14 protein-coding genes are annotated in these 13,369 nt (G+C 41.6%); 8 read left to right on the forward strand and 6 right to left on the reverse strand.

All coding sequences use genetic code 11. The annotated features are described in order from the left end of the window. Nucleotides 1-2 precede the first annotated feature (2 nt). The 5 genes from GO495_RS12620 to glk form a co-directional block, all read right to left on the reverse strand. A complete protein-coding gene (locus GO495_RS12620; protein ID WP_157300057.1) occupies nt 3-1,196 on the reverse strand; it encodes a flavin monoamine oxidase family protein in 1,194 nt (397 codons plus the stop codon). 66 nt (nt 1,197-1,262) lie between these two features. Beyond that, nucleotides 1,263-1,418: a hypothetical protein gene (locus GO495_RS12625; RefSeq protein ID WP_157300058.1), complete on the reverse strand. Its 156-nt coding sequence runs from the start codon at nt 1,416-1,418 to the stop codon at nt 1,263-1,265. A gap of 164 nt (nt 1,419-1,582) precedes the next feature. Further along, entirely contained in the window at nt 1,583-1,834 is a 252-nt protein-coding gene (locus tag GO495_RS12630) for a hypothetical protein (protein ID WP_157300059.1), read from the reverse strand. Between the two features lie 24 nt (nt 1,835-1,858). Continuing rightward, nucleotides 1,859-2,368 carry a DinB family protein gene (locus GO495_RS12635; protein WP_157300060.1) on the reverse strand — a complete coding sequence of 170 codons (510 nt, stop codon included), beginning with the start codon at nt 2,366-2,368 and terminating at the stop codon, nt 1,859-1,861. Nucleotides 2,369-2,489: 121 nt separating this feature from the next. Then, on the reverse strand, nt 2,490-3,515 hold the full coding sequence (gene glk / locus GO495_RS12640) for a glucokinase (RefSeq protein ID WP_157300061.1): 1,026 nt from the start codon (nt 3,513-3,515) through the stop codon (nt 2,490-2,492). Nucleotides 3,516-3,642: 127 nt separating this feature from the next. Between glk and GO495_RS12645 the strand changes: the two genes are divergently transcribed. The 8 genes from GO495_RS12645 (at nt 3,643) to GO495_RS12680 (ending at nt 12,839) form a co-directional block, all read left to right on the forward strand. Next, a complete protein-coding gene (locus tag GO495_RS12645) occupies nt 3,643-4,089 on the forward strand; it encodes a VOC family protein (RefSeq protein WP_157300062.1) in 447 nt (148 codons plus the stop codon). A gap of 5 nt (nt 4,090-4,094) precedes the next feature. Further along, complete coding sequence (locus tag GO495_RS12650) at nt 4,095-4,451, forward strand: DUF1801 domain-containing protein (RefSeq protein ID WP_157300063.1); 357 nt, start codon at nt 4,095-4,097, stop codon at nt 4,449-4,451. Nucleotides 4,452-4,654: 203 nt separating this feature from the next. After that, entirely contained in the window at nt 4,655-6,694 is a 2,040-nt protein-coding gene (locus tag GO495_RS12655; protein ID WP_157300064.1) for a gluzincin family metallopeptidase, read from the forward strand. A gap of 11 nt (nt 6,695-6,705) precedes the next feature. Further along, complete coding sequence (locus GO495_RS12660; protein WP_157300065.1) at nt 6,706-8,229, forward strand: ComEC/Rec2 family competence protein; 1,524 nt, start codon at nt 6,706-6,708, stop codon at nt 8,227-8,229. Between the two features lie 5 nt (nt 8,230-8,234). Further along, the gene (locus GO495_RS12665) at nt 8,235-10,079 is read left to right on the forward strand and encodes a patatin-like phospholipase family protein (RefSeq protein WP_157300066.1); all 1,845 of its coding nucleotides are present in this window, start codon (nt 8,235-8,237) and stop codon (nt 10,077-10,079) included. Nucleotides 10,080-10,230: 151 nt separating this feature from the next. Further along, a complete protein-coding gene (locus tag GO495_RS12670; protein WP_157300067.1) occupies nt 10,231-10,797 on the forward strand; it encodes a YceI family protein in 567 nt (188 codons plus the stop codon). Between the two features lie 11 nt (nt 10,798-10,808). Then, the gene (locus GO495_RS12675; RefSeq protein WP_157300068.1) at nt 10,809-12,194 is read left to right on the forward strand and encodes a hypothetical protein; all 1,386 of its coding nucleotides are present in this window, start codon (nt 10,809-10,811) and stop codon (nt 12,192-12,194) included. A gap of 72 nt (nt 12,195-12,266) precedes the next feature. After that, nucleotides 12,267-12,839: a YceI family protein gene (locus GO495_RS12680; protein ID WP_157300069.1), complete on the forward strand. Its 573-nt coding sequence runs from the start codon at nt 12,267-12,269 to the stop codon at nt 12,837-12,839. Here the strand turns inward: GO495_RS12680 and GO495_RS12685 are convergent. Continuing rightward, nucleotides 12,829-13,236: a hypothetical protein gene (locus GO495_RS12685; RefSeq protein ID WP_157300070.1), complete on the reverse strand. Its 408-nt coding sequence runs from the start codon at nt 13,234-13,236 to the stop codon at nt 12,829-12,831. The two genes, GO495_RS12680 and GO495_RS12685, sit on opposite strands and share 11 nt — an antisense overlap. Nucleotides 13,237-13,369: the final 133 nt, after the last annotated feature.

Consider the following 13,369-nt stretch of genomic DNA (forward strand, 5'->3'; position numbering starts at 1 on the left):
GATCAGTCTTTTATCATTTGTGCAACATTTTTGCCACTGACCAGGGCTGCTTCTACTGTACCCGGATGTTTTCCTTCATACAAGGCTTCCCCGGCAAAATAAATGGTATCTGCTACCGGTGTATTTAAGAGCTTCCTGGCATTATCTGACATAGGGGTATCATAACTGTAAGCCCCTAACGTTTGTGGGTTGTCTGCCCAGTTATAAATATGACTGCTTACAAGCGGTGGTAACTCCTTTTGTGTCAGACCAGATAAGGAGTCTAACGCTATTTTCAATATGTCCTCTTTGGAAACCTGTTTAAAATGCTCTGCCGGCGGACCTCCCAGCCATCCCGTAAGAACAGGTGTTTTGTTGGGGAACTGTGTCCACCAGGTAGGTACTTTCTCCTTACTGAATATAAACCCGGTATCCTCTTTCCAGAAAGGTGTTGCAAACTCCAGTAATATTTTAATGACACTGCCGTAACCGATATGACTGGCAGCATTCATATAATCATCTATAGCAGGTGAGAACCTGATAATATCATGTTGCAATATCCCCAGTGAGGTAGTAATGATCACTTTCTGCGCCGTATAAGTTTTATCTGCTGTAGCTACTTTTACATTTCCCTGCTCCCAGGTTATTTTCTGAACAGGGCTATTTGTGATAATAGTACGTCCTTCTGCCAGGAAGTTGATCATTTCACAATAACCTTTATCTACCCTGAAATTAGTATCATTTTCAGCAGACCATTCATTGTACAAAGAAAACATACTCACTTTGGAGGGATCGGCCAGATCATATCCCTGTACATATCTGATCATCTCATCCCTGAGATCTGCATATTTATGGTCTGCATAATATGTTTCGAGAAATTCCATCAGGGTCATGTCTTTAGTCAAGGTACCCATCTTATCCAGTAGTTCATCCCAGCCTTCTATAAACCCTTCTTCCTGTTTCCATTCCCCATTTTCTGCGGTATACATTTCCCCCTCAACAGGGGTGTAGGAAAGTCCTGCTTCTTTGAGTAAACCAAGCGTAACAGGTAACCTGCCATGTACAAATTCGGCCCCGGCTTCCATAGATGGGCGGATAGTATGGATCCTGCCGCCTATAACTACCTGAGCCTCAAGGATAGTGACGTTAAAGAAAGGAGATAATTCTCTGGCTGCCATTAATCCCGCTGCTCCGGCACCTATAATAATGATATCCATAGTGTTAAAGATAAAAAAAGCCGCACTTTTCAGTGCAGCCTTCTATTTTAAATGTTTTTATATGCATCAGCTACCACGGGTACCGCCGGTCTTGATAGGTTTCTTTGTAAAAGCAGCGTTTTTATTAGACTGGATAAAGGCATTCGGGTTAGCGCCTGGTACATTAGGTTTAGCCTGATTGCCCTTTTTACCAACTTTCTTATTGTTGTTTAGTAATGACATAATCCGTTTATTTTATTATGTAAATATACTTATTTATCATTAATGTATCTCAAAAGAGGTTATGAATGGCTCTTGAACAGGTTTATCTTACGTTTATCCTACGTCTTTTAACGTAGGATAAACGTAAGATAAACCTGTTTTGTTCCTGTTTTGAACCTGTTCTGTTATGGTTTAAGCTTATTCAGGATTTCCTGCCATACCAACCGGGCTATTTGTTCCTGTTCCACCGTCTTCAATATTTCTTCCTGCACGACTGTACCATTTTCATCAAACTTTAGCCTGTTGGGTATAAATGTAATATCATTTGTACCATCAGAGGATACATAATAAGTGGTAGTTCCCAGCCGGTGATCGATCTCCACCTGGAAGCGGTAAGGCTTATTATCTATATAAATAATGATTGTTGTTCTCTCCATGATGGAGTAACTACAAATTGTATGCTAATCCCTGTTCCAGAAAGCGGGTGGTTCAATACCCAGTGTACGGAGATATACATATCCCTGCCCCCTGTGGTGTATCTCATTATCAATAAAATAGAGTAACAGATCAGAGATAATGCCTTCATACCGCCCAAAAGCTTTGTCAACTTCCTGGAAACGTTCTGCAGGAATCTGTGGCCAGAGTGTATCTATATCCGCGGTAATCTCATCCCAATGTTCCAGTATCGCTGCTTTTGTGGCAGGGGCCGCTGTTGGGCCATAATGGTCCAGTTCTTCCACGCGTTTCCATTTTCCGGTTACTATGCCAAGAATACCATTGGAAGCTATATCTGTGATTTCAGTGATTAATTCTGAGAATGAGCGCATGCCACCAACGGAATAACCGAAAAGCTTGTCTTCCGGAAAGGCTTCGATAGTCCTGCGGGTAAGGCGGCGATGTCCCTGCCAGTGTTCCAGCATTGCCTGAGGAGTGATCACTGTCTCTGTAACGGAAATTGTGTTGTTTGTCATGGTTTTAATGTTTATAACACAAAGAACACATGACGGAGTGACAACCCTATGTCAGCAGTGTTGCACTATTTTTTCAGGGGAGGTAAATTGTAGGTAGGAACAGGCCGTTAACGGCCTGTTCCTACTCAATTGGATTTACTGCATACCATGCAGCACCTAACAAGGCAGTTTTATCATTTAAGATGATCTTTACAGGGATATCTTCCAGCAGATGTCTCATCCTTCCAAAATCATGAAACCATCTGGTAAAAGTATGTGTATCGAGGTATTTTAAGTTCTTGGGCATAATCCCGCCACCTATAAAAATCCCTGCGGTAGCTTTTACTTTCAGCGCAAGATTGGCGGCTTCTATCGCCAGGTATCTCATGAAAAGGTTCATAGTTTCTGTGCATATAGGCACGTCATCTGCATTTTCACTGATGAGGGCAGAGGCATCATCATGTGCCAGCATTTTATCCGTCAGCCAGGCAGGAACGTCCATTTCTTTCACATCTCTCAGAAACTCATAGATGGTAAAAATACCAGGGCCGCTGAGTAATCTTTCCCAGCTTACATGCCCGAATTTCTTTTTCAGGTAGATAAACATGTCAATATCCGGGTCTGTACGTGGCGCAAAGTCGCAGTGGCCGCCTTCCGTAGGGAAAGGGTGTGCCGTTTTGCCGTCCCAGTATAAGCCTGCTTCACCCAGTCCGGTGCCCGGAGCAATGATCCCCCAGTTACCAGGTGTATGTTTGCCTTTATGTACGATATGAATGTCTTTTTCTTCCAGCACGGCAAGGCCATAAGCGGTTGTTTCCAGATCATTGATCAGATGAACGGGGATGTTGTTGTATAAACCGGAAATCTGTTTGCTGTCAATTCCCCAGGGCACATTCGTGATTTGTACTTTCCCGTTTAATACGGGACCGGCTACCCCGAAACACATTCTGTCCGGTGTTTTACTTCCTGCTAAAAAATCCGAGATCATCTTTCCCAGATCGTCATAGTTTTTTGTCCGGTATTTATTTTCTTTTAAGAGAGAGAAGGTTTTACCATCATATTTGTATGATGCAAGGTTTGTCTTTGTTCCACCTATATCCCCGGCTAAGAGGATACAGGGTTGTTGAGCCGACCAGTTATTTTTACCCGTCCTTATTGGAATAAGCATGTGATAGCCATTTTAAATGAATCTACGATTTATTACGTTAAACTGTCGCAATATACCCTTGAATTTGTCGCTTACGCACCTCATGGTTCCCGAATAGTAAGGGTAAGTTTGCTTTAAAATAAACTGTATGCAAAAGATCACCCCCTTTTTATGGTATAATGACAATGCTGAAGAAGCCATCAACTTTTATACTACCGTTTTTAAAGATGCAAAGATCGCATCTGTTCATCGTAATGACGGAAAACTGTTCACTGCAACTTTCTATCTGCATGGGCAGGAATTTATGGTCATAAACGGCGGACCAATGTTCAAATTCACAGAAGCGATTTCGCTGTTCGTGAAATGTAAAGATCAGGAAGAAGTAGACTATTTCTGGGAAAAACTTTCCGAGGGTGGAGAAAAAAGCCGTTGTGGCTGGCTGAAAGATAAGTTCGGTTTATCATGGCAGGTAGTACCTGATAACCTGGAAAAGTTATTATATAATGCAGATCCTGCCAAGGCAAAGAAGGTAATGGAAACATTGATGAAGATGGATAAGCTCGTTATTAAGGACCTGGAAGATGCAGCAAAGTGATGACGGTGCCGGAATACATAGCAAAGCAGCCGGAACCGTTCAGAAGCAAACTGGAAGAGTTGCGTGCTTTAATCCTGTCTGTAGCGCCGGATGCTACTGAATCAGTCAGTTACAAGGTACCCTGTTTCCGGTACCTGTACTGGCTGGTAGGCATGGGTGTAACAAAGAAGTATTGCAGCCTGTATATTATGGGTACTGCTGTAACGAACAAACTAAAAGAAGAAGGAGTAGAAGTAGAAGGTTCAACTATTCATTTCTCACCGGATAAACCATTGCCTGTAGCTTTAATAAAAAGAATTGTACGCGACAGGATGAAAGAGAATGAGGCAAGAGCTATCGCTAAAATGAGGAGACAGGGTTGAAGCATAAACTAATCTGATCCTGTTGCAGACAGAATCCCTGTCATGTTGATCAGTAAGCAGGAAGATATTAGTTGCATAGCCTCAGATTAAGGAATTTTACGGAAAAAAATACAAACTTGTTGGTATTTGCGGGGAGCATCAAAAGATTTATATTTAGGATCTGCACCTAAAATTATTGCACTGTTGCATTAAACCTGAACAAGATGTTAAAGACCCCTCCCTTCCGAAAGCTCAGAGGATATGCCTTTGATCCTTCTCTTTCCCTGAAAATTGATACGGTAGCAATCAATGAGATTGTATATAAAGTGGCGTGGGAACCACTGGAAGCCGGACCTTCCGGGGAATACATAGAAGTAATTGACTATGACCCTACCACGCAGAAATTTTATAAACCGGTAGACCTGAATGATAATTATATCCTGGCACAGGATGGGCTGGAACCGGGAGAAAGTAACCCTAATTTTCACCAGCAAATGGTGTATGCCGTCATCATGACGACTATCAACAATTTTGAAAAGGCGCTGGGGAGAAAGGTATTATGGTCTCCCAGGAGAAGTAAGGAAGTGTTTGAAGAATATGTGCCTAAGTTAAGGGTGTATCCGCATGCATTAAGAGAAGCGAATGCGTTTTATAGTCCGTTGAAAAAGTCATTACTATTTGGATATTTTTCTTCCAATCCGGCAGATGAGACCATGCACATGCCGGATTCACTCGTTTTTACGGCATTGAGTCATGATATCATTGCTCATGAAACCACCCATGCTATTTTAGATGGAATGCATTCCAGTTACAACGATCCCTCCAACCCTGATGTACTGGCTTTTCATGAAGCATTTGCCGATATCGTTGCGCTGTTCCAGCATTTTACTTTTCCCGAAGTATTAAAGCACCAGATTGCGCGTACCAAAGGAGACCTTGCTTCCCAGAATCTGCTGGGGCAACTGGCCCAGGAATTTGGGTCTGCCATAGGAGATTACGGGAGCTTGCGCGATGCAATTGGTGAGATTGACCCTATAACAAAGCAATGGAAGCCTAAAGTACCTGATCCTTCGGATTACCGCACAGTAATGGAGCCACATGCGAGGGGCAGTATCCTTGTATCTGCCATATTCGAAGCGTTTATCAATATTTACAAAAACAGGGTAGCTGATCTGTTAAGGATTGCGTCCAATGGTACGGGCATATTGCCACAGGGAGAATTGCATCCGGATCTTGTGAACAGGTTGGCAGATGAAGCCGCCAAAGCTGCCGGACATGTACTCTCTATGTGTATAAGGGCGCTGGATTATTGTCCGCCGGTGGACATTACTTTCGGGGATTATTTAAGAGCTATCATTACAGCAGACAGCGATATGGTGAGCGATGATTCGCTGAATTACAGGTTAGCATTTATTGATGCTTTCCGCAGAAGAGGTATTTATCCGGAAGGGATTAAAACACTCAGTACAGAAAGCTTGCGCTTTACAGATCTGCATATTGATTATGCTATCAATGAGGCTGGAAATGAAATGGAATACGATAGAAAGATCGTGGAAGAGCAGCCTTTTGATCTGGATACAAGATATCTGCTGGGTATAATTAACGGTTTCTTGCGGGAGTACAGCGATACTATCAAGTATGTTAAAAACAGGGAGAAAATCTTCAATATTACAAAAGATTATATAGGCGGGAGAAAAGAGGGAGGTGCTTTTAAAGGTATACTGGGATTACATGAACGTATCAAGAATAAGTTTGTTAATTCAAAAGCATTCAGCAAAGAAACCGGATTGGCATTTGTCAGTAACTTCCGGGAGCTCGGAGTTAATCCCTCTAAAAATAACTGGCCTTCTTTTCAGATACAGAATCTCCGGCTTGTATCAAGAGTGGGGCCGGGAAATAGCCAGATAAACCAGGTGATCTTTTCCATTATTCAGCATAGTACACTTAAAATGGAAGCGGACAAGCCTGTATTTTTTGAGTTTAAAAAGGGACAAAAGAAGGATGGTTATTTTGAATTGGCAGGTGGTTGTACGTTGATCTTCGACCTGGATGAAATGAAACTGAAATATGCTATTTCCAAACCCCTGATCAGCTTCAATGAATCCGACCCCAATGGTACATTCTCTATTAATATGTCTCGTTTGAAAAGGCAATATGATTTTCAGCATAATGTGAATGGTGCAGTAGGGAATGAGTTTGCAGCTAATTTTTGTAAGGGCGGAACCAGGATAATGGAGCCTTTTGCATTTCTTCACCAGCATTAAAAATAATGTCAATGACAACCCCAAAAGCAAAGAAGGCCGCACCTAAGAAAAAGGCTGTTCCTAAGAAAAGAGAGGAGAAGGAAATCATCCCGTCACCGGAAACAGTATCTGTGAGAATGTATTGTATAGGTACGGGTGATTGTTTCATCCTGAAATTTTATGATAAAAAAAGAGTCCCGTTTATCATCATGATAGACTGTGGTAGTTGTAGGGGAGATGGCAACTGGTTTACACCATATGTAAAGAACCTTGAAGAATATGTTGAAAACCATATAGACTTGCTCATCGTTACCCACGAACACGAAGATCATGTGAACGGCTTTGCAAAATGTGCAGACGTCTTTAAAGGAATTACGTTTAAAGAAGCCTGGTTTGCCTGGACAGAAAACCCCAAAGATCCCGGTGGCGCCGCTGAAGAACTACAGAAGAAAAGAACTGTAATGAGAACGGCACTGCAAAATGCTATTAAAGAGATTAAAAAAAGGGGGGTGACGCTGGAAACATCTTTAGCTAACAATGTTTTCAAAAATGAATTACTATCAGCACACCACTCTTTCGTTACCGGATTAGATTCTCTGGCAGAAATTAATCTGAACGTGGCAGAAGGAAAAGGTAACTCACTGGCTGGGATGAGCGAAATTAAAGAGATCCTGAAAAAAGGGAAGACGAAGATCCGTTATCTCAAACCAGGAGAAACAGTCGCGGTGAAAGGAATGCCTGATGTTAAATTCCATGTACTTGGTCCGCCAATGGACCGGGAATACATCTTTAAAGACGGCAAAGAAGGCACGGATGTTTACAAAAGGAATTCGGCATTAAATGAAAGTATCCTTGCCGCCAATGCCTTCAATTACCTGGCTACAGGTAAGCCTGAACCGGGAGATATGCCATTTACTTCAGAATACCTGATAGGAATTAATCCTAACGCAGATGAGCAGGCTATCATGAACCGGTATACTACTGTAGAGTGTTGGCGGAAAATTGATGATGAATGGTTGCAGAGTGCAGGCTCACTGGCTCTGCGGTTAAACAGCCATATTAACAATACAAGTCTGGCCCTGGCAATAGAATCCGTGGAGTCAGGCCGCGTATTATTATTCCCCGGCGATGCAGAGTACGGTAGTTGGGAAAGCTGGCATCTGATTGAGAACTGGAAAAAAAAGGGATCTAACGGTAAACATCTTGTAGAAGATTTATTAAACCGTACTGCATTTTACAAAGTAGCCCATCATTTAAGTTATAATGGAACAGCCCTGCAAAAAGGGATAAATATGATGCCAAGTGATAACCTGGTAGTAATGGCTACACTGGATCGGGACAGGATCTCTGACGGATGGAAGACTACGATGCCTAATGACTTGCTGGTGCAGGAACTCATCCGGAAAACAGGCGGCCGCTGTTTTATCATGAATGAGAAAGAAGTTGATAATGCCCCGTCTTTGACCCTGGATCCTGAATCACTGGATGAATACGTTGTGAAGAAGAAGGAAGATGGTTCCGGGAATTTATATAAACAATATACACTTAAATTCTAGCAGGTATGTCAGAAGAAATACTAACTACACCGTTTAAGAAAATTGCGATGGCGCTTTCCGGAGGCGGTTTCAGGGCTGCGTCTTTTAGTCTGGGTGCAATGAGTTACCTGCATTATCTGAAGTATCCAGGTGGAGATGAAGATGCGCGTATGCTGGATAATGTGGAATTTATTTCATCTGCATCAGGTGGCACATTTACAGGGATATTATATTCCATGCATATAATGAAAGGTATCACGTTTGAAAAAACCTACCAGCAACTGTTCAATTTTATGAACGGGCAGGTATTGCTGGGAGATATACTGAAAAGGATCAATGATGATTCGAAATGGAAGGGTGATAAATCAAGGAACCTGATCAATGCATTTGCAGGTGTATATAACGAAGAGTTATTTGAAGGTGAGACTTTTGGCGTGTATTGGCCAAAGGGAGAGAATAAACGTAATATCGAGGTTTGTTTTAATACTACCGAATTCTATCGTGGTATATCTTTCCGTTTCCAGGCCGCTTCTAATATTAATCCTAACCCCCAGAAGCAGGCTATAGCAGGCAATAAATATGTGTACTTTGAGAATGAAGAGACATTAAAGAAGATCAGGTTGGGAGATATCATGGCAGCATCTTCCTGTTTTCCTGCTGGTTTCGAGCCCATCTTATATCCGAAAGATTTTACTTACGAATCTTTAAATGAGGATACACTAAGGCAGGCATTAACCATGAAGGATTATAATGACGATACTTTCCATCCTGTAAATAATATGGGATTGATGGATGGGGGCATTGATGATAACCAAGGTGTATTTGGTGCTTTGCTGGCAAATCAGCGAAGAGAAAAAGATAACGCCCCCTTTGACCTGTTCTTTATAACAGATGTGGCCAGTTATTTTATGGAGCCTTATAAAGAGCCTGCTGTTTCCACGAAAGGAAAGATCAGGGGTGAAACTGTTGATAGCTTACTGGGACCATTTAAGCGAAAGTTTTTTGCTATTCGCCGGTTTGTAAACTGGGGATTCTTCATTGCTGTTATCTTACTTATTGCGTCTATCTTTGGTCTTACATATATACATGATGTTTCATTGGGAGTACTCGTGTTTTCAGCCACATTACTTCTGCCATTGATGCTTGCAAAAAAAATATTCAGTAATTCATTGGCAAAAGGAATTGCAGATATGCTGCAATCATCAGAAGAAGATCTTATCAAACTGATTAAAAAACAGGTGCCTTCCACAGAAAATTTCTCCGACAATACCCTTTCATTACTATTGAAATATCTTAAAAGATCCCGTATCGGTGTGCTGGAGCTGATGCTGAAAACAAGACTGAATTCGGTACTCAGTATGGTAATGGATATTAACCTGAAACAGACGAGGCGTTTAATATTCAATATCTTTTATGGAGACTTTTATGATAACAATAAGCTGGGAAGCCGGGGTGTATTTAATGTTATCTATGAACTGAGCCTGCAAAATAAACATGGGCGCCAGAAATTCCTGAGGAATAAATTTGGTAAAGATATACCGTTGTTGACAGAGGGCTGCGAAGCACTGAACAAAGTAGCCGAAAGCGCCCGTACCGTAGAGACTTCTCTCTGGTATGACAAGGAAGATCAGAAGAATAAAAGGATCAATGATGTAGTAGCCTGCGGACAGTTCACTACTTGTGCTAAGCTACTGGAATATATATTTTTTGTAGAAAAGACGTTGAACGATCCGAAAAAGGCGAATACAATTGTATTGGATGCAGAGCAACTGGTTATATTTAAGTCGGTAAAGGAACAGTTGCTGCGCGACTGGGAAAGATTTAAGATAGATCCTTACTTCCAGGTAATAGCATACAACCGGTTTTTATAAGATATTCAATAATAGATATAAAGCTCTCGCATTACGCGAGAGCTTTTTTTTTTGTCCGACAGCAATCATAATTACAGATGATGCACGTCATCTTCTACATTTTGCCGGCGTACTATCTTGCATCAGAATTAAGGAATTAATATTTACCATTATGAAAACATCAATAGCACTCTTGTTTTTTATTCTGCTGACCGGATACGTGTCAAAGGCACAAGTACAGTATCAGCAAAGAAATGATTTTAATCTTACGGTAAGTGGTACATCTACCCTGCACGACTGGCAAATGAAAACCTCTAAAATAGCCTGTAATGCAACATTTACATTCTATGAAGATGGCGATCTGGGTGGTTTAACACTATTAAACTTCACAATGCCGGCAGAAAGCCTGAAAAGCGATCATACTGGTATGGATGATAACGCCTACCGGGCATTGAAAACATCTAAGAATCCTACTATCACTTTTAATCTTACCAATGCTACGGTATCCTCTGATGGAAAAAAGATAACCTGTACGGGCAAACTATCGCTCGCAGGGGTCACAAAAGATATAGAGCTGACAGCCGCTGCAAAAGTAAATGCAGATAAAAGCATCAATATAAAAGGAAGTAAGAAACTCAATATGAGAGATTACAATATTGATCCCCCTTCTTTTATGATGGGCGCCGTTAAAACCGGCGAAAATGTAACTGTTGATTTTAACCTAACATTCAGACAATAAAATATATTTTTATGAAATCAAAATACTTATTACTAACAGTTCTTCTTTCTCCCGTAGCGCTGATGGCACAACAACAGCCCAGGGTCGCTAACCTGAGAGCTTATGATCAGAGTGGGATCAATGTTTTTGAAGATCCCAAAGATACAGCGGCAATATTTGACGGATTAAAAGTAAAGTTTGGTGCAGGCTTCACCCAACAGTTCCAGAATCTGAAGCATAAAAACCCGGATGCATTGAATAATAATGTGGGAGCTTACTCTAATGGCGTATCTACTCCGGGTAATAAGCTGAAAGTAATTACAGCAGGCTTCCAGACAGCACAGGCGAACCTTTATATGGATGTGCAGCTGGCAGATGGTATCCGGTTAAATGTAACCTCTTATCTGTCTTCCAAACACCATAATGAAACCTGGGTAAAAGGAGGGTACTTACAGTTTGATAAACTACCCTTTAAAGGACAGATATGGACTGATATCATGAAAGTCACTACTATTAAAGTGGGTCACTATGAAGTGAACTATGGCGATGCGCATTTCCGCAGGAGTGATGGTGGACAGGCTTTATACAATCCTTTCATGGAAGGGAATATTATGGATGCATATTCTACAGAAATTGGTGGTGAAATTTATGTGAAAAAGAACGGATGGTTTGGAATGGTAGGTGCTACAAACGGGATGATCAAAGGAAATGTGGACTCCTTATATGCAGCCAAGAATTCCGATGGGGATCTGCATAAATCTCCCAGTATTTTGCTGAAAGCGGGATTTGATAAAAAGATAGCAAAAGATTTACGTGTAAGGGTAAGTGCATCTTATTATGGCAATCAGAGCAGTGGGGGAAATGTGTTGTATGGTGGTGACCGTTCCGGATCCAATTATCAGTTTGCGATGGAAGAAAACTCTGCAAATCCCAGCAGTACAACAGGAGCGGGTACCCCGCTGGCTTTCTCCGGCCGTTTTAATCCCGGATTCAGTAAGAAAGTAAACGCTGTAATGCTGAACGGATTCTTAAAAGCAAAAGGCCTGGAATTGTTCGGTACATATGAAACAGCCTCTGGTCGTACCGCAAGCGAAACTTCCACCAGGAGCGCCAACCAGTATGCAGTGGATGCAGTATATCGTTTCCTGAAAGATGAGAAACTTTTTATAGGAGCACGTTATAATGCAGTAAGTGCAAGGCTGGCAAATAATGCGGCCGGTACAGGGGCAGGTGCCATCGTTTACACAGGTGATGTAAAAGTAAACCGTTTTGCAGCAGCAGCAGGCTGGTTCCTTACACGGAACGTTTTACTGAAAGGCGAATATGTTATCCAGCAATATAAAGATTTCCCAGTGGCAGACTATCGTGCCGGTGGCCAGTTCAATGGCTATGTGATCGAGGCGGTTGTCGGTTTCTAAGAGGGATCATTTACACGATTACGAGTCAGAATGCTTCAGGCATTCTGACTTTTTTTCTGAAAAACAGGTATTATGGATGTCAGGACCTTACTGTTTCTTTTTGCATTTATTCCTTCACTGGAAAAGGTGAGATGGGTGGCTAAGGGTGGATCATTAAAAGTAGATGGTACTACCAACGTGAATAAGTTCAGTTGTCAGGTAAGAGATTACAATCATCCTGATACCCTTACATTTTACCCTGCACCCCAGTCTGTACAGATGTCCGGGTCTGTAAAGCTGCCAGTAATGAGTTTTGATTGTATGAACGGGGCTATGACAGATGGATTACGTAAGGCGCTAAATGCAAAAGAATTCCCCCGCCTGAGTATTACCTTTTTATCGCTGGAAAAGTATCCTGTGCTTAAATCTGCGGAAGAGAGCATCAGAGGGACAGTAAATATTGAAATGGCGGGGGTTTCAAAAAAGGTAGCTGTCAACTACCGTATTCTTATGGATGATCAGCAGGTAATACATCTGGTAGGTAATCAAACAATTCTATTTACGTCTTTTGGATTGATCCCTCCACGGAAGCTGGGAGGAATGATCAGAACAGATGATCAGTTGCAGGTGGAATTCCATATCAGTTTTAAGGTACTTAAGGATTGATTCTGGCGAAGATAATCCCTGCAATGACAGATTGTGTTAATCCGTAGAGAAACCAGCTTAAAACGATCGGAATAGTGATATCCAGGGAACTGAAGGTAATCCACATCACAGGTAATAAGGCCACAATGGCATAAACGCATCCGAATTCTACTCCTCTCAATATAAAAGACCCTTTGAACATCCCCTTGAGTCTTTCCCAGAACCAGGACAATGCAAAGCTGAGAACAAAGGCATGCGCATAAAATAAAAGGTCCCTGCTGCCATCGGAGTTAAACAGGGGATTGTTATAATCAACAAAAAGTGAAGGGAAGAATTTTACTGCCAGATACAGGCCACCATAACTGATAAGGGAAAGGATGCATCCGGCGGATAATCCTGATAACAGTATTTTTTTCATCACGTAAAAGTACTGTTTTTGAATGTCTTCATGTATGATAAGGATCATCCTGTTTCCTTATTCACATCATTTACAGGATAGATCATGGTTTCCGATCTTTAGCAGAAATTAATTGTGCCTGGTTAAATCCTAA

This window comes from Chitinophaga oryziterrae (assembly GCF_009758125.1).
In the GTDB taxonomy this organism is placed as follows: domain Bacteria; phylum Bacteroidota; class Bacteroidia; order Chitinophagales; family Chitinophagaceae; genus Chitinophaga; species Chitinophaga oryziterrae.

Excerpts from the sequence above, each read along its gene's own strand:
- GO495_RS12675 (WP_157300068.1), top strand. The coding sequence starts at position 10,809 with ATGAAATCAAAATACTTATTACTAACAGTTCTTCTTTCTCCCGTAGCG.
- GO495_RS12630 (WP_157300059.1), bottom strand. The coding sequence starts at position 1,834 with ATGGAGAGAACAACAATCATTATTTATATAGATAATAAGCCTTACCGC.
- GO495_RS12670 (WP_157300067.1), top strand. The coding sequence starts at position 10,231 with ATGAAAACATCAATAGCACTCTTGTTTTTTATTCTGCTGACCGGATAC.
- glk (WP_157300061.1), bottom strand. The coding sequence starts at position 3,515 with ATGCTTATTCCAATAAGGACGGGTAAAAATAACTGGTCGGCTCAACAA.
- GO495_RS12660 (WP_157300065.1), top strand. The coding sequence starts at position 6,706 with ATGACAACCCCAAAAGCAAAGAAGGCCGCACCTAAGAAAAAGGCTGTT.
- GO495_RS12625 (WP_157300058.1), bottom strand. The coding sequence starts at position 1,418 with ATGTCATTACTAAACAACAATAAGAAAGTTGGTAAAAAGGGCAATCAG.
- GO495_RS12685 (WP_157300070.1), bottom strand. The coding sequence starts at position 13,236 with ATGAAAAAAATACTGTTATCAGGATTATCCGCCGGATGCATCCTTTCC.
- GO495_RS12620 (WP_157300057.1), bottom strand. The coding sequence starts at position 1,196 with ATGGATATCATTATTATAGGTGCCGGAGCAGCGGGATTAATGGCAGCC.
- GO495_RS12665 (WP_157300066.1), top strand. The coding sequence starts at position 8,235 with ATGTCAGAAGAAATACTAACTACACCGTTTAAGAAAATTGCGATGGCG.
- GO495_RS12680 (WP_157300069.1), top strand. The coding sequence starts at position 12,267 with ATGGATGTCAGGACCTTACTGTTTCTTTTTGCATTTATTCCTTCACTG.
- GO495_RS12645 (WP_157300062.1), top strand. The coding sequence starts at position 3,643 with ATGCAAAAGATCACCCCCTTTTTATGGTATAATGACAATGCTGAAGAA.
- GO495_RS12655 (WP_157300064.1), top strand. The coding sequence starts at position 4,655 with ATGTTAAAGACCCCTCCCTTCCGAAAGCTCAGAGGATATGCCTTTGAT.
- GO495_RS12635 (WP_157300060.1), bottom strand. The coding sequence starts at position 2,368 with ATGACAAACAACACAATTTCCGTTACAGAGACAGTGATCACTCCTCAG.